Here is a 16,282-nt window from a genome sequence, read left to right as displayed (position 1 = left end):
TCTATGCATTAGCTACTTTTCCCAGCAGATAAACGAGCAGCTGTTGATTATGAGTAGAGATCCGATCAAGCGCACCGTCGATTAAGGCTTCTCGAATGGCGATGCCGCGCTTGGCTTCAGCTTCCCCCTTCTCCGTTACCGTCACCCATACAATTCGCCGGTCGTTCTTATCGCGATTTCGCACAACTAAACCACCTCGTTCCATACGATCCAATAAAGTCGTAATTGCAGCAGGCGTTGTAGCAAGAAATACGAGCAGATCTGAAGGTTTCATCGGTTGAAGCTGTAAAAGCAGTTCAAGGACACCCAGCTGTCCTTCTGTTAATCCAGGCGCCAGCTCTTCCTCCAAATGCGTCTTCCAGTCCTTCGTCATCTTCATCCACAATTGGGTAAACTCCGCGGATACGATAACGCTCACCCTCTTTCGTCCGGTTTTCTCTTATCTCTATTATATCATTCCAAAATGTCGAATAAAAGATTAATGCAGTTAATATTTTGTCCTACTAGTCGCTAGGAAAGAGAACCAATTGACAGGGTTAGACATAACATAAGCCTATAAGCTGTTAGACCGGCTCGGAAAATAAAACCCGTGGAGTGTGATTATCATGGACGACCGTAAACTGGAACTGATGCACAAGCTGATAAAGTCAGGGATAGCAAAAGACCCACAGTGGTTAGATCGGCTTGATGAACCGGCTCCACTGTGGGTTGTGCTTGATCTTGTTTTGCAGTTAATCGAAAATATCGACCCGCCGCATCAACCGTTTGACTAACGGATTGCAACTTACCATCCGTTACTTGTCTGCTTTAGGAAAGATTCTTGCCAGCAGATCTTTTTTATCTACAGTGACAATAGCTCGCCCTGTCGATTTGCGATCGTCTACCGGTGCTTTTTCTGTTGTAACCGTGCTTTGTGCACCTGACACGGTTACGAGCATCAATTCGCGCTCTTCCTTACAGTGTAAAGCACCGATTAGTCTTTCTCCGTTCGAGCGGACTCGTTTACCCTCTTTAAATTCAAAGGTAACAACCCCTTTGCCGCCCCGGCCTTGGATCGGGTAATCAAGCAGCAGCGACCTTTTGGCAAAGCCAAGCTCGGTAATAACGAGTACTTCCCCTTCGTCGCCCGATACCCATTCCGCAGCAACGATCTCATCGTTTTCCTTCAGCTGCATTCCGCGTACACCGGCGGCTACACGGCCCATTCCATTCACTTCACTTTCCATGAATCGAATGCTCATGCCATCCTTGCTGACGAGAAGCAGTTCTTTGGTTCCATCGCTGATCACGACTCGAATCACTTCATCCCCCTCCGCAAGCTTAACAGCTGCCATTCCCGTCGAACGTGAGGAATTGTATTCCTTCAGATCCGTCCGTTTGACTTGGCCGCGCTTGCTTACAAAGACGAGTGAACGGTTTGCTTCTTCGAAGTCTTTAACCGTAATGATGCTGATAATGCTGTCATCCTTCGGAATCGGCACAACATTAACCACTGCGGTTCCAGTGTCTTTCCATTTAAATTCCGGAATTAGGTGGACAGGCAATGGATAATATTGACCTTTGCGAGTGAACAGAAGCAGTTGGTCAATGGTGTTCACATCCAGCAGGGTGCGAATCACATCGCCTTCCTTCACGCCTGCGCTGCCCAGTTCACCGCCGGAGCGGGTAAAGGACAGTTTCGAGGTGCGCTTGATATAGCCCTCTTGACTGAGCGTTACAAATACATCCTCTGCTGGAACGATAACCTCCAGATTGACCTTTAGCTCTTCCACTTCTCCTTGAATGTCAGAGCGGCGGTCGATGCCGAATTTATCGCGAATCTCAGAGAGCTCTTCCTTGATCACGGCGATCAGTTTCTTCTCGCTGCCGAGAATAGCCCGATAAGCCGCGATCTTTTTCTGAATATCTTTCAATTCCTTCTCAATCGAAGTAATTTCCAGATTCGTTAACCGGTACAATTGTAAAGTTAGGATAGCATCCGCTTGACGCTCGGTAAAAGTAAACTTCGATACGAGATTATTTTGCGCATCTTGACGGTTCTTGGAGCCTTTAATCGTCGCAATAATTTCATCGAGCAGGTTAAGTGCTTTTGCAAGCCCCTCCAGCACATGTGCACGGTCTTCGGCTTTATCCAGATCGTATTGGGTGCGATGGGTAACCACTTCCCTCTGATGGGCAACGTAGGCGGTTAGAATCTCTTTCAGACCTAATTGCTTGGGGGCTTTATTGACAATGGCCACCATATTGAAGTTATACACGACCTGCAGATCCGTTTTCTTGAGCAAATAAGCAAGAATACCCTGCGCGTCCGCATCTTTCTTAAACTCGACAACGATTCGCATTCCATTCCGGCCGCTCTCATCACGAACCTCCGCAATCCCTTCAACCTTCTTCTCAATACGAATATTCTCCATCGCAGTAACCAGCCGCGATTTGACGACTTGATAGGGAATCTCCGTAATAACAAGCTGCTGACGGCCGCCCTTCATATCCTCGATCATAGTTTTGGAACGAAGATAGATTCGCCCTTTACCTGTCTGGTAAGCGTCTCGAATCCCGTCCTCTCCCATAATCAGGCCGCCAGTCGGAAAATCCGGCCCTTTGATAACCGTCATGAGCTGCTCAAGCTCAAGGTCAGGCTTTTCCATTAGGGCGATACAGGCATTAATGACTTCCCTTAAATTATGCGGGGGAATCTCAGTAGCAAAACCAGCCGAAATCCCGCTGACGCCATTCACTAATAAATTCGGATAACGGGATGGCAGCACAACCGGTTCTTTGGTTGTATTATCGAAGTTATCTTTGAACAGAACCGTACGTTTCTCGATATCGCGAAGCAGCTCCATGGCGATGGAGGACAAACGTGCCTCCGTATATCGCATTGCAGCCGGCGGATCATCATCAACAGAACCCCAGTTGCCGTGACCGTCCACAAGCATATGTCCCATCTTCCAAGGCTGTGCCATACGGACCATTCCGTCATAAATCGAAGCATCACCATGCGGATGATAGTTACCCATGACATCACCGACGGTTTTTGCTGATTTACGGTAGCCTTTATCAGGCGTGTTGCCAGAGTCATACATGGCGTAAAGAATACGTCTTTGCACCGGCTTCAAGCCGTCACGAACATCAGGGATGGCACGATCCTGAATGATGTATTTGGAATAGCGTCCAAATCGGTCCCCGACGACCTCTTCCAAAAACGCAGGCAAAAACTGTTCCAGGATGCTCATTCTTTTCTCTCCTAAAAGTTTTCGTCGTGGCTTTGCTTAAATCACCATGATTATGGTGATTTAAGACGAAAACTCACTTCGAAAGCATAGTCTTAAGTTTTCGTCGTGGCTTTGCTTAATCACCATGATTATGGTGATTTAAGACGAAAACTCACTTCGAAAGCATAGTCTTAATTTTAGTGTCTCCGAGGTTTCCCCCGTCATTTACTCTTCATATTCAGTGAAATCAACATTTTCGATAATCCAGCGTTTACGGGGGTCGACTTTGTCACCCATCAATGTGGATACGCGGCGTTCGGCTTTGGCTGCATCCTCAATCTGAACCTGCAGCAACGATCTCGAATCCGGATTCATCGTCGTTTCCCACAGCTGATCAGGATTCATCTCGCCAAGTCCTTTGTAACGCTGCAGTTCGAACTGCTTGCCGAATTCCTTCAGGTAATTCTGCAGCTGATCATCCGTCCAGGCATACCGGACTGTCTCAAGCTTTCCTGTCTTGCGGGTAATCTTATACAGCGGAGGCTGAGCGATAAAGACGCGGCCCAAATCAATAAGCGGCTTCATATAGCGATAAAAGAAAGTGAGAAGCAGCACTTGAATGTGAGCGCCGTCTGTATCGGCATCCGTCATAATGATAATTTTATTATAGTTACACGATTCCGCGTCGAATTCCGGGCCGATACCGGCGCCTATCGCAGCAATAATCGCTTTATATTCATCGTTTTTGAGAATATCAAACAATTTAGCCTTCTCCGGGTTCATTGGCTTACCTTTAAGCGGCAAAATCGCTTGATGCTTCGAGTCACGCCCCTGCTTGGCTGATCCGCCTGCTGAGTCACCTTCGACAATAAATAACTCATTACGCGTATAATCCTTCGACTGCGCAGGTGTCAATTTTCCGTTAAGGTTGGAGCTTTCACTCTTCTTCTTGCCGCTGCGGATTTCTTCGCGTGCTTTGCGCGCCGCCTCACGGGCCTTTGAAGCTTGAACGGATTTCTTAAGCAGCATTTGTGCAACCTGCGGATTCTCTTCCAAGAAGACCTGCATTTTATCCGACACAATCGCATCGACAACACTTCTTGCCGATGAACTGCCGAGCTGATCCTTCGTTTGTCCGACGAACTCAACCTCAGACATCTTAATATTGATGACAGCCATCATACCTTCGCGAAGGTCATTTCCTTCAAGGTTTTTATCCTTTTCCTTAAGGAGCGAATTTTTGCGGGCATAGTCATTCATTACACGCGTATAGGCTGTTTTAAAGCCTGTTTCATGCGTTCCGCCGCCGCGGGTCGGGATCGCATTAACGAAAGAAGCCATCGTTTCGGTATAACCGTCATTATACTGCAATGCGACTTCAACCTCGATATCATCTTTTTCCCCTGTAAAATGGACCACATCATGCAGAACCGTCTTATCTTCATTCAAAAACTGTACAAACTGTCGTGCGCCGCCTTCGTAATGATACAGCTCTTGCTTGCCGCTACGCTCATCTTTTACCGAAACCTTCAGTCCGGAATTAAGAAAAGCGATCTCTTGAAGCCGCTCGGCCAACGTGTCGTAATTGATCGAGATATTACCGTGAAAAACGCGTGCATCCGGCTTAAACGTTACCTTCGTGCCTGTGCGATTCGTATTACCAATGACTTCGAGCCCTTTAACAGGCTCTCCTACATGTTCCTTACCCTTATCATCGACCCAATACTCGAATCGCTGTTTATGTATCTTCCCATCTCGAAAAATCTCAACTTCCAGCCATTCGGACAACGCATTCGTTACCGAAGCACCAACGCCATGGAGACCGCCGGACTTCTTGTATCCTCCGCCGCCAAACTTGCCGCCTGCATGAAGCATGGTGAACACAACCTGGGGTGTCGGAATACCCGCTTTATGCATCCCTGTCGGGATTCCCCGTCCGTTATCCCGCACCATTACGGAGCCGTCAGAATGAATAACGACATCAATGGCCGAACAAAATTTGGCTAAATGCTCATCTACTGCATTGTCGACGATCTCCCAGACGAGATGATGCAGTCCCGAGCTGCTGGTGCTTCCAATATACATCCCGGGTCGTTTACGGACAGCGGTAAGACCCTCCAGCACTTGGATATCATCGGCTTCGTAGTTGCGATTAGCAGCCGAAGAAGTTTCGCCCGCAAACAGATCAACCTGCTCAGTCATACTGGTCCTCCTAAAAGTTTTTACGAAGTAAAACTTACTTCGTAAGCTTATTCTTGTTTTTGCGAGGTTCTACCTAAGTTAACCGTTTTCGGCTATCTTAAGCAAAAACTACTTCATAATGTGAGATTTAATCTCTTCAAGGTAATTTCAAGTTTTGCCAAGCAACCGACTCGGCGTATAAGCTAACGTATGCAATCATATCTCACATTCGTCAGAAAACGCTAAATTATTTATCAATCGTGACAGCATGACAACAATAACTCATCCGTCCTGCATCGCGATTAGCGTACCACCTGAATCATTCATTCGCCCCGCTTGCACGACAAGCGCTGCCCCCGCCCCAGCTTGAAACTGGAGAGTTAAACTTGCATTGGCAAGTGGCGAGTAGAGCAGTGCAGCTGCCGGAGAGTTTACGTTCCGCCTTTGAAAGCGAGACGCCCTGACTATTCTAAATCAGCATCATGCTTTCAAGAGCGGACGAAGGCAGGTGTACGGATCGAATCGTTCCCGAGTTGTTGCATTTTAATTCTGCTACTGAAAGCTATTCTAATTCATGATGTCCTGTTTCGTAAAGACGCTGAACGAAACGATCAATCCGGAAATCGACCAAATGGCTAAAATAAACAGCGAAAATGGAAGCGTCATCCCTTGTATTGGAGGCGGTGACCCGGCTAAATAATCTGTTAGCTGGAGATTAACCGCAAACACATATTTCGCGCTTTCCCATGATGAGCTCATGCTGGAGAGTATGGTTCCCGCAATGACCGCTGCCATCATCGTAACGATGCTTGCCGCCGTACTTCGAACGAGAACGGAGACCATTAACGCCAATATTGCAACCGTCATGGAGGAAACCCAGATGAGCCCAGCCTGCATAAGCAGGTATAACCACTGCGGTACCGCATGTACAAATGCATTGTCAACGTTGGACCCGTTAATGACAAATCCGGTAAAAATCGGCATCGTCCAACCGTTATAGCCAAAGAATGCGCCCGATATAAGATAACAGAGAATTGCGCTTGAGACAACAATAAGTGAAACATATAAGGTCAGAGCGATCAGTTTGCTAAATAAAATTTTCCAGCGTCTAACCGGTCTGGTCAGCAGCATCTTAATGGTTCCTGTTGAGCGTTCGCCTGAGATTAAATCCGACGCAATCGCAAGCACCAGCAGCGGATAAAAGAGTGTGACCGAGTTCGACATAAAGCCGCGCGTGAAGGTGACACCATCTGGAGAATTGGGATTCACGTTATGATCCAGATAATACTGCAGCTGCTGAACAGCGATCTTCCGGTACCGTTTCCATTCTTCAGGAATCCGTTCACTGGACAGCGCGTTCTGGTAGTCATTGATCTGCTGAACAAGCTGATTGCGCCAATCCTTGAAATTCTTCTTATTCGTCTCAGAAATCTTCACCTGTGCGTAGGTAAAGACGGGAATGAGTACAAGCAGCACGAGGATGACGACATAAAATCTTTTTTTCTTCCAGATTTTCAACGTCTCATTTTGTATAAGCGGCAGCAGTCTATCCAATGCTCTCCCCCTCCGTCATATTCAAGAATAACTCCTCGAGCGTCGGTGCAATGCGCTGTACGGAGAGAACGCCAATCCCGGCGCTAACGGCCTTCTCCACGAGGACCGGAATCCTCTCCGCATGCATGGTAGTTATAAGTGCATCCTTCAAGCCTGCCAATATACTCTCATCGATCCGGTGCGCATCATGTTTGACAAATTCAACATCCGGTTCCTTTGCAAGCAGCTTCCTGCCCGCTTCCGGCTGATCGAACTGCCACAGCACGTAAGAGCCTGCCTGCTTCACCAGCTCATCTACAGTGCCGACAGCAAGAACACGGCCATGGCTGATAATTGCCACTCTATCGCACATTAGCTGAATTTCACTTAATAAGTGGCTGGAAATAAATAAACTCATGCCTTGATTGGCAAGCATACGGACGAATTCACGCAGCTCTTTAATCCCCTTAGGATCCAAACCATTCGTAGGCTCGTCCAAAATAAGCAAGCGCGGTCTGCCGAGCAGTGCTTGTGCAATACCAAGTCTTTGCCGCATACCTAGTGAATAGGTTTTAACTTTGTCATGTATCCGTTGTTCAAGACCAACGACATGAACAACTTCTTGAATGCGATCCTGTCCGATACCGCGCTGCATTCGGGCAAAATGTTCGAGGTTTTCCCAGCCTGTCATATAGGAATAAACCTCGGGATTTTCTACGATACATCCGATATGCCGCAGCGCCTCCTCCGGATCACGCTGTACGTTATATCCGCAAATCTTAATTTCGCCTTCCGTTGGTTTGATCAGATCAACCAGCATACGGATTGTCGTTGTTTTACCTGATCCATTAGGCCCTAGAAAACCAAAAATTTCGCCTGCCTGTACGTCGAAGGATACATCGTGAATGATCATTTTACCGCTGATTTTCTTTTTGACATTTTTTACGGATAAAATAATCTCGGTTTCCGTCATTATGCTTGTCCCCTCCTATTCCAAAGATTGAACGATGCGGGAAGCGATCTGTGCATACCCGTCATGGTTAGGATGAAAATGATCGGAAGAGATATAGGCTGTGAGGGTACGCTCGAATAAATCGAATGTAGGAATCATTGTCATATTTGGATAACTATGAATCAATGAGTAGGCTTGTTGATTCCAATTCTGCACCTCTAGACTGCCGTCACGCAGCTCCTTAATATCAAAGAAAGGATTATAGAGTCCCATATAGACGACGTGGGCATTTGGATTGATCTCATGAAGCAAATCCACGACGGTCTTCAGCCTGCTTATTCCCTTCGGGAGTTCAGCCTTAAGCTTCGCCAAATTCAATTCTCCGGTTGCTTCGCTGGCTGACTCGCCGGTGGCGATTTGGAAGAGATCATTGCCGCCGATGGTGAAGACGATTAAATTAGACTGGGTTAGCGCGTACCGATAGCCTTTGTCATTCTTCAGCAGGTGTGCAAGCTGGTCCGCGCGCAATCCGTTAATCGCCAAATTATTATTAAGCTTGACCGGGACATCAGGGAACTTCTTCTGCAGCAAAGGGATAACCTGCATCACATAACCCTCGCCTGTTGAATCTCCAGTGCCTTTTGTGATAGAGTCACCAATCGCCATCATACGTATTTCTTTACTCGCGCCTAAACTCGTCTGCTTCGGAAGATCTGACGTAACCTGCGCACCCGAGAAATTATCTTTCTTGGGCCACAGCATGTCTTTCACCGAATAGCCAAAACCGAATAAAAGCAGCAATGTCGAAATAAGTGCGGCCAAACTGATGCTTCTCCATAATACGCTAGACCGATTGCTCTGCATCCTCTTCTCCTTTCTAGTTCAGAAGCCATTCCACATGTAGGTGGCAATCGCTGCACTGCTGAATAATGTAAGTTTTTGACTGCCTTAACAAGATCTTATCTTTTAAAATAATGGTTTCAATCTTTATTTGCAAATTCTGCCTTCTGGAGTAACCGCGAAAAAGCCCGAGTAAGCATCTTGCGGGAGTCCTGTTATCAGGTGCATCTCGCAGAAGTCACTATACTCGGGCTAAGTAATTACCAATTACTCATATGAAATTGATAATGATTCCGCTGCCTGACGCGCCAGTTCACGCGCTTGATCGGTATTCTCTGCCGAGCTTAATGCGACTGCCATCCGTCGGCCCGGTTTAGTTACAGGCTTCCCGAATACGCGAACCTGCGTATTAGGCAGTGCCAGTGCATCCGAGATGCCAGTAATCCGGAAGGAATCCGACTCCCGGTCAGCCTTCAGAGTGTGGGAGGCTCCCGGCGTTAACAAGCGCACATTCGGAATAGGGAATCCAAGAATCGCCCTTACATGAAGCGCAAACTCCGACAAATCCTGCGTTACCATCGTAACCATGCCTGTATCATGCGGCCTTGGAGAAACTTCGCTGAACAATACGCCGCCCTTCGTCAGGAACAGCTCGACTCCATAAATGCCGAATCCGCCCAGCTCTCCAGTTACTGCTTCGGCAATCGCTTCCGCTTCTTCAATTTGTTTAGTCGACATCTGGTGCGGCTGCCACGATTCGATATAATCCCCATCCTTCTGAACATGTCCAATCGGCGCGCAGAAGGTTGTGCCGGAGATTGAACGGACTGTGAGCAGTGTGATCTCTGATTCAAAATGTATAAAGCCCTCAACAATAACACGCTGTTTTTTCGCTCGTCCACCATCCATGGCGATTTGCCAGCAGCCTTCAATGTCAGCCTCGGTACGGCAGACGCTCTGGCCTTTACCTGATGAGCTCATAATCGGCTTAATGACACATGGGGTGCCAATCTGTGCGACCGCCTCCTGAAGTTCCTCAAGAGAGTCGGCAAATCGATAAGGTGCTGTAGCTAGGCCAAGTGTCTCTGCTGCAAGCCTGCGGATACCCTCACGATCCATTGTAAGCCGTGCGGCCCGTGCCGTTGGAATAACCTTGAAGCCTTCCTGCTCAAGTTCAATAAGCGCATCTGTAGCAATCGCTTCAATCTCAGGAACGAGAAGGTCAGGTTTCTCCTGCATAATAATATCCCTTAGTGCGGCTGCATCCAGCATATCAATGACATAAGAACGGTGAGCGACCTGCATCGCCGGCGCATTCGCATAGCGGTCTAAAGCAATCGTTTCGACACCAAGACGCTGGGCTTCAAGAATCACTTCTTTCCCAAGCTCACCGGAGCCTAGAAGCATAATTTTACGCGCATGAGAGGATAAAGGTGAACCGTACATACAAAAAAGAACCTCCTGGAAGCGAAGCCATAACTTGATCCCATTTCGAAAATGGACAAGTCATAGCGATCGTTTTTCTTCCATTGTGGAGGTTCTGAATCGAAAAATCAAGAATTATGCCGATAAAAATCGATACTGGGCTTCAATCAATCCATTATAAGTACCGCCATGTCGCATAAGCTCATCATGCGTACCCTGTTCGACGATCACGCCATGGTCGAGAACGACGATCCGGTCTGCATTGCGGATTGTTGACAAGCGATGGGCAACGATGAACGAGGTACGGCCCGCAAGCAGCGTCTTCAGTGCTTCTTGAATCTTCAGCTCGGTTTCCGTATCAATGCTCGCTGTAGCCTCATCAAGGATGAGTACACGAGGGTCTGCCAGCAGAGCGCGGGCAAATGAAAGCAGCTGTCGCTGACCCATAGAGAGAATGTTTCCGCGCTCCTGAACCTCCGTGTCATAACCATCAGGAAGGCTCATAATGAAATCATGAGCGTCAACAGCGGTTGCTGCCTTGACGATTTCATCATTCGTTGCATCCAGACGGCCAAACCGGATATTCTCACGAATAGTTCCGGAGAAGATAAATGTATCCTGCAGCACGATACCAACCTGGGAGCGAAGACTTTCGATGCTGACATTGCGTATGTCGATCCCATCAATAAGCACCGCGCCTTCGTTAGGATCATAGAACCGGCACAGCAGGTTCATAATCGTACTCTTCCCTGAACCGGTGTGGCCAACAAGAGCTATGGTTTGGCCCGCCTTCACATCAAGAGTGATGCCTTTAAGTGCGGGACGCCCCTTCTCGTATTCGAACAAGAGCCGATCAAATTTAACATCGCCGCGAATGGCAGGTAATTGACGGGCTTCAGGAAGCTCTGCAACCGTAGGCTGCTCGTCGATAAATTCGAATATCCGTTCAGAAGAAGCCATTGCAATCAGCAGCTGCGCATACATTTGTCCAAGACGGTTAATCGGATCCCAGAAGTTCCCGACATAGTTCGCAAAACCGACAAGAACACCGACAGTTATGGCCTCCGACTGAATAAGATGGGAGCCATACCAGAATAGGATTAACGTACCGATTGCTGACGTTACCTCAATGATCGGGCCGAACGCCTGGTTAAGCGCTGACGCTTTGTTCCATGCTTTGATGTTGACACTATTGATGTGATTGAAGAATGCAAGGTTCGCTTTCTCCTGGGTATAGGCCTGCGTAACACGCATCCCTTGAATGCTCTCGTTCAAATGAGCGTTAATGCGAGACTGCTTCATCCGAACATCCTGCCAAGCGAACCGAATCCGTCTGCGCAGAGCAGTAGAGACGATGAACATCAGCGGAACCGTGATCATAACGGCAGCTCCAAGCTTGAAGTTCCAGACGAGCAGAATGATCACGATGCCCACCAGCTGGACACAGTCCATGAGCAGGTTAACGACACCGTTGGTGAATAAATCCTGAAGCGCATTCACGTCATTCGTTACACGAACAAGCACAGACCCTGCAGGACGTTTATCGAAGAAACGGAATGACAGCCTCTGGATGTGACGGAATAAATCCTGACGAAGGTCATAAATAACGCGTTGTCCGATGATATTCGTAAACCGAATCCGGAACGTGTTAGCTGCCCATTGAATAATATAAAGTGCAAGCATGAGACCTGCGTACATATAGAGCTTCGATAAGCTTGGAGCTCCTCCATCCTTTGGCTGAATGGCTTCGTCAATCGCAAGGATGATGATTGCAGGTATGGCCAAACGGGTAACGGTACCTAGAACCATCATTACGATTAGAACAGGCAGCAGCTGTTTCTTATAAGGCTTCATGTAGGAAAAAAGTCTGCTTAGCTGCGCCCAGTTAAATGGTTTTTCGATGGCATCGTCATCTTTATAAGTAAACCGCTCGCGATTATCGCGAGTTGTTTGCTGATTACTCACTGTGCGACCCTTCTCTCTTCTGCCGCTTCTCCAGCTTGAACCGGTCGGTCGGCATATTGAATGTTATACGTATCCAGGTAAGGCCCAGGAACACGGATTAACTCCTGATGTTTGCCGCGCTGGACGACATGGCCTTTATCAAAAACAATGATCTCGTCCGCATGGCGAAGCGAGGAAATACGATGTGCAATAATGAAGGTCGTACGGCCTGCCATGACTTCTTTGAAGCCGGCTTGGATTTCATGCTCGGTTTCCATATCGACGGCGCTTGTTGCGTCATCGAGAATCAGAACCCGCGGATTCTTAATCAGTGCGCGGGCAATCGCGATCCGCTGCTTCTGGCCGCCTGAGAGCCCCATGCCGCGTTCTCCGACAATGGTATCGTAGCCTTCTGGAAGCTCCATGATGAAATCATGCGCCTTGGCTAATTTAGCCGCATTCTCAATCTGATCCATCGAAACTTCCTGCATGCCGTAGGCGATGTTATCCCGGATGGAGCAGGAGAAGAGGAAGGTTTCCTGGAATACGGTTGCAATCTGAGAACGCAATGTTTCCAGCGGAAGATTGCGGATATCAATGCCATCAATGCTGATTGTACCCTGCTTGATGTTATAAGCCCGCATAAGCAGCTGGATTACGGTCGATTTACCAGAACCTGTGCCACCCAATAGACCAATTACCGTCCCTGGGGGCGCATCAATATTCAAAGCTGTCAGCGCAGGGGATTTGTCTGCGTAGTTAAATGTCACATCATTAAACTGAATATGACCCTTTACTTCATCCTCATCAACAATCACCGGAGCTTCAGGTTCTTTTACATGCACATATTGATTCAGCAGCTCGAGCAGACGCTCACCGGCGGCTTTGGCTTGTGTGTAGTTATTGATTTGAAAACCAATGCTCCACATCGGCCCGATAATATACCAAACCATACTGAAGAAGGCGACCAGCTGACCTAATGTCAAGGATTGATTGATAACAAGTCTGCCGCCTACGACAAGCAGGATAACCGCACACATGCTGGCGAGCAGCTCCATTACAGGGAAGTACCTTGCCCATAAAACCGCTGCACCGATCTGATTGGACTTGTAAGCATCACTGCGAGAAGAAAATTTATCAATCTCGAAGGATTCCCTCGCAAAGGATTTGACCGTCCGGACACCCGTAATATTCTCTTGAACAGCTGTCGTCAGGTTACTCATCGCTTGACGCATCTCACGGAATGCCGGATGAATCAGTTTCTCGAACCGGATAGCCGTGAAAGTCAGGAAAGGCATGGTAATAAGCGTAATCAGTGTCAGCTGCCAGTGAATCGAGAACATCATTGCAGCTCCGAATACGATCATCAAAAACATATTCAAAATCTGTGCAAAACCGAACCCGATAAAGTTCCTCACACCTTCAAGGTCCGCTGTCAGCCGGGACATGATGTCCCCTGTCTTGGCTGTATCATAATACTGAAAGGACAAGCTCTGAAGCTTGGTATAACACGCATTCCGCAGCCGGAAAGCGACGCGGTTGCCTAGCCGTCCACCATAGAAGCCGTGAAGGAACTGCAGGCAGCCTTTTACTGAAACGACACCAACTACGGTTAATGAGAGCGCAGGCACCCACTCAAAATTTCTTGGTACAATAACTTTGTCGATTAAAATGCGAAGCAAATTCGGATAAACCAGCCCGAGTGCTGTTGCGCAGATTAAACAGATGATCGAAGCATATAAACTTCTGCGTTCGACCCAGTAATGCGGTTTAAGTTGCCTGAAGACGTCCAATGGGTTCCCCACTCCTTGTTTCTATTCTGTGACATTATTATGAATATGAATGAATATTAACAGCATCAATCCGGAACGGCAAACAGAGCAAAATCGCGTTTGGAAGGCCATTTTCGCTTACTTTCGCATTCTGGCAAATTGGAAGGGGGTATTCTTCGATATCTTCAAGAATCATTGCCAACATGCGCACATTGCTCCATTTTTGCACATTTTTTTTGGTTTTTGCATGATTTAATTATCACAAAGAAAAGGAGCTTTTACGGCCGATCGATTAAGATCGTTCGCAAAAGCTCCATAGACTAGCTTTGAATGGAATGGAAAGGAATGGATTAAACTGCGGATAATGCTTCCTGCAGCTGCCGCAGCTCCACAAGGTTAGCCTGCCCGCTGAGTGATGCTTGCTTCCCTTGAATAAAGGCCGCCACATCCCGCTTGATGGCCTCCGCGCAGGATGACATCGCCAGATGCCACAGCTCCAGATAACGTTCAGTCCACACCGACTCCGCCTGATCAATCCAGCTCTGCAGAGGCTCTGCGAGCTCAGCCTCCAATACGACTCGAAGTGCAGCTTTTCCCTCGCCTTCAAAGAAATGACGAGGCGACTTGAACCGGCTCCACAGCAGTTTAGCTTCGACACCGGCTGCTTGAAAGGCCGGCTGCTCCTCCGGGGTGGACAGCTCAAGAGGAATATATTCAGAGTGAGAGAAGCCCGGCAGTGACTGTGCAATCTCCTCTGAGGTCTCTTTAAACTTCTTCCCTGCCAGTTTGATCAAGATATTATCCAGACGAAGCGAGGTTGCTTGCAGCTCCTGCGCCAGCTCAATCTGAAGCAGACGCTGCAGCTCAAGCCAAGCAGTCCATAGCGCTTTGCGCAGGTCACGTCCATCATCCTGCAGGACAGAGGGATTAAAAGCAAAGTTGTAATGATCGCCAAACCGCAGCTGCAGACGCTGAATCACGTAATACAGCAGCTCCTTCAGCTCCTGCTCCAACTGCGGGTTTGGCTGAGGCTGTGCAAGCTGTGCGGCTAATTGCTGCGCCGCTTCTCCTTGGGCAATGAGCTGCCGGCTTGCCGCTTCTCTGGTCGCAGCATCGCCTGATGCGGTCTCTACCCAGTCTGTGATTGTGTTTCTGGCTCGCTCCAGCTCTTGTTCAGCAGAAGCGATCGCAAGCGCGCCAAGATCATTTTGCGTGAAATTCAAGAATGCAGCTTCAAAAGCACCGACACCAGAAGATGCGATTAACAACTCATCATGATTTTGTTTGCCTGTTAATGCCTGAAGACTGGATACAGGGAACATCCTGGGGAATCGAATGCCATGCTGCTGCAAATTACGTTCCACATGGGCGAGTACACCGTCTCGCTCCTCCTCATCTGAGGCCAAGTCTGCGGCATTCACGATAAAGAACATTTTATCCAGCTCAAACTGGTCCTTCACTCTACCAAGCTGAAGCAGGAACTGTCTATCGGCCTGTGAAAAGGCATGGTTATAATAGGTCACAAACAAGATTGCATCCGCATTTTTAATATAGTTAAAGGCAACCCCTGTATGGCGGGCATTCACCGAATCCGCACCTGGCGTATCGACAAGCACGATGCCCTGTGCAGTGAGCGGATTATCGTGATGAAGCTCGATCTCATTGACAAAACAGGAGCGCCACTCCTCAGCAACGTAACGGCGATAGGTTTCACCATCGACCGCCAACTGCTGCCCAAGCAGTGCTTCATGCTCCTGCCAGCCCTTGGCGGCCGCTTTGAGGAAGCTGTAGTGCGGCCTCCCTCCTGCATGCACGCCATCCGGTGTTAATTTATGAATCGCTTGAAGAAGCGCGGGCTCAGGCAATGATTCTGCCTCTTCCCCGAGCAGCGCAAGCGAGTAACGCAGGTCATCAAGAAGCACGGCTCTTGATTTCATCAAAACAGCAGCAGTCCCATGAGGGTGTTCAGTCGTAGGAGGTACAATCCGGTTCACCGCGGCTGTCGTCGGGTTCGGCGATACCGGCAGTGCCGAATCGCCAAGGAGCGCATTAGCCAGCGAGGATTTCCCCGCGCTGAAGGCGCCGAAGAGCGCGATGGTGAAACGGCTGCGCTGCAGCCGCTCCGCTTTCTCGCGCATGGCCTGGATGGCCGAAGCCAGCGCTTCATGCGGCGCCAGCAGGTCGGCGGCGCGGCGCAAGCGCTCGGCGGCGCGCCGCTGTGGCGCGAGCGCATCGCCGCCGGCAATAGCGGCGGCCCCAGCGGCAGCTGCGGGTGCCGCTGGCGCTGCGCTGCGCGCCAGCGCGGCGGCGGTCGTCAACAGCCCGGCACGCTTCATCCAGCTGCTCCGTTCATTCATTCACAATCCCCCCTTGTATGCAGGAAGAACCTCCCCCGCCTAAGCGGGAAAGGTTCCGGTCGC

At 48.8% G+C, this 16,282-nt stretch carries 11 protein-coding genes; 1 reads left to right on the top strand and 10 read right to left on the bottom strand.

The genetic code is table 11. From position 1 onward, the window contains the following. Position 1: 1 nt before the first annotated feature. The gene (locus tag ACFPYJ_RS04405; protein WP_379187005.1) at positions 2 to 409 is read right to left on the bottom strand and encodes a MarR family winged helix-turn-helix transcriptional regulator; all 408 of its coding nucleotides are present in this window, start codon (positions 407 to 409) and stop codon (positions 2 to 4) included. 196 nt (positions 410 to 605) lie between these two features. Between ACFPYJ_RS04405 and ACFPYJ_RS04400 the strand changes: the two genes are divergently transcribed. Beyond that, positions 606 to 773, top strand: coding sequence for a hypothetical protein (locus tag ACFPYJ_RS04400; protein ID WP_379186837.1), 168 nt, complete (start codon positions 606 to 608; stop codon positions 771 to 773). A 21-nt stretch (positions 774 to 794) separates the two neighbouring features. Here ACFPYJ_RS04400 and gyrA read toward each other — a convergent pair whose 3' ends face one another. The 9 genes from gyrA to ACFPYJ_RS04355 form a co-directional block, all read right to left on the bottom strand. Continuing rightward, complete coding sequence (gyrA, locus tag ACFPYJ_RS04395; protein ID WP_379186836.1) at positions 795 to 3,236, bottom strand: DNA gyrase subunit A; 2,442 nt, start codon at positions 3,234 to 3,236, stop codon at positions 795 to 797. 204 nt (positions 3,237 to 3,440) lie between these two features. Next, complete coding sequence (gene parE / locus ACFPYJ_RS04390; RefSeq protein WP_379186835.1) at positions 3,441 to 5,417, bottom strand: DNA topoisomerase IV subunit B; 1,977 nt, start codon at positions 5,415 to 5,417, stop codon at positions 3,441 to 3,443. Positions 5,418 to 5,963: 546 nt separating this feature from the next. Further along, entirely contained in the window at positions 5,964 to 6,950 is a 987-nt protein-coding gene (locus ACFPYJ_RS04385) for an ABC transporter permease (RefSeq protein ID WP_379186834.1), read from the bottom strand. Next, positions 6,943 to 7,902 carry an ABC transporter ATP-binding protein gene (locus ACFPYJ_RS04380; protein ID WP_379186833.1) on the bottom strand — a complete coding sequence of 320 codons (960 nt, stop codon included), beginning with the start codon at positions 7,900 to 7,902 and terminating at the stop codon, positions 6,943 to 6,945. The genes ACFPYJ_RS04385 and ACFPYJ_RS04380 overlap by 8 nt, the downstream gene beginning before the upstream one ends. 15 nt (positions 7,903 to 7,917) lie before the next feature. Then, positions 7,918 to 8,745 carry a GDSL-type esterase/lipase family protein gene (locus tag ACFPYJ_RS04375; RefSeq protein ID WP_379186832.1) on the bottom strand — a complete coding sequence of 276 codons (828 nt, stop codon included), beginning with the start codon at positions 8,743 to 8,745 and terminating at the stop codon, positions 7,918 to 7,920. Between the two features lie 243 nt (positions 8,746 to 8,988). Further along, the gene (gene purT, locus ACFPYJ_RS04370; protein WP_379186831.1) at positions 8,989 to 10,167 is read right to left on the bottom strand and encodes a formate-dependent phosphoribosylglycinamide formyltransferase; all 1,179 of its coding nucleotides are present in this window, start codon (positions 10,165 to 10,167) and stop codon (positions 8,989 to 8,991) included. Between the two features lie 114 nt (positions 10,168 to 10,281). Then, positions 10,282 to 12,111 carry an ABC transporter ATP-binding protein gene (locus tag ACFPYJ_RS04365; RefSeq protein ID WP_379186830.1) on the bottom strand — a complete coding sequence of 610 codons (1,830 nt, stop codon included), beginning with the start codon at positions 12,109 to 12,111 and terminating at the stop codon, positions 10,282 to 10,284. After that, entirely contained in the window at positions 12,108 to 13,883 is a 1,776-nt protein-coding gene (locus ACFPYJ_RS04360) for an ABC transporter ATP-binding protein (RefSeq protein ID WP_379186829.1), read from the bottom strand. The genes ACFPYJ_RS04365 and ACFPYJ_RS04360 overlap by 4 nt, the downstream gene beginning before the upstream one ends. Positions 13,884 to 14,212: 329 nt before the next feature. Continuing rightward, a complete protein-coding gene (locus ACFPYJ_RS04355; RefSeq protein WP_379186828.1) occupies positions 14,213 to 16,219 on the bottom strand; it encodes a dynamin family protein in 2,007 nt (668 codons plus the stop codon). Positions 16,220 to 16,282: the final 63 nt, after the last annotated feature.

The sequence above is a fragment of the Paenibacillus solisilvae genome (assembly GCF_042656405.1).
GTDB lineage: Bacteria > Bacillota > Bacilli > Paenibacillales > Paenibacillaceae > Paenibacillus_Z > Paenibacillus_Z solisilvae.
This window is presented reverse-complemented; position numbering and strand designations above follow the sequence as displayed.

What these genes read in the sequence shown, in the direction of transcription:
- parE (WP_379186835.1), bottom strand. Translation starts at nt 5,417, where the DNA reads ATGACTGAGCAGGTTGATCTGTTTGCGGGCGAAACTTCTTCGGCTGCT.
- purT (WP_379186831.1), bottom strand. Translation starts at nt 10,167, where the DNA reads ATGTACGGTTCACCTTTATCCTCTCATGCGCGTAAAATTATGCTTCTA.
- ACFPYJ_RS04355 (WP_379186828.1), bottom strand. Translation starts at nt 16,219, where the DNA reads ATGAATGAACGGAGCAGCTGGATGAAGCGTGCCGGGCTGTTGACGACC.
- ACFPYJ_RS04375 (WP_379186832.1), bottom strand. Translation starts at nt 8,745, where the DNA reads ATGCAGAGCAATCGGTCTAGCGTATTATGGAGAAGCATCAGTTTGGCC.
- ACFPYJ_RS04400 (WP_379186837.1), top strand. Translation starts at nt 606, where the DNA reads ATGGACGACCGTAAACTGGAACTGATGCACAAGCTGATAAAGTCAGGG.
- gyrA (WP_379186836.1), bottom strand. Translation starts at nt 3,236, where the DNA reads ATGAGCATCCTGGAACAGTTTTTGCCTGCGTTTTTGGAAGAGGTCGTC.
- ACFPYJ_RS04380 (WP_379186833.1), bottom strand. Translation starts at nt 7,902, where the DNA reads ATGACGGAAACCGAGATTATTTTATCCGTAAAAAATGTCAAAAAGAAA.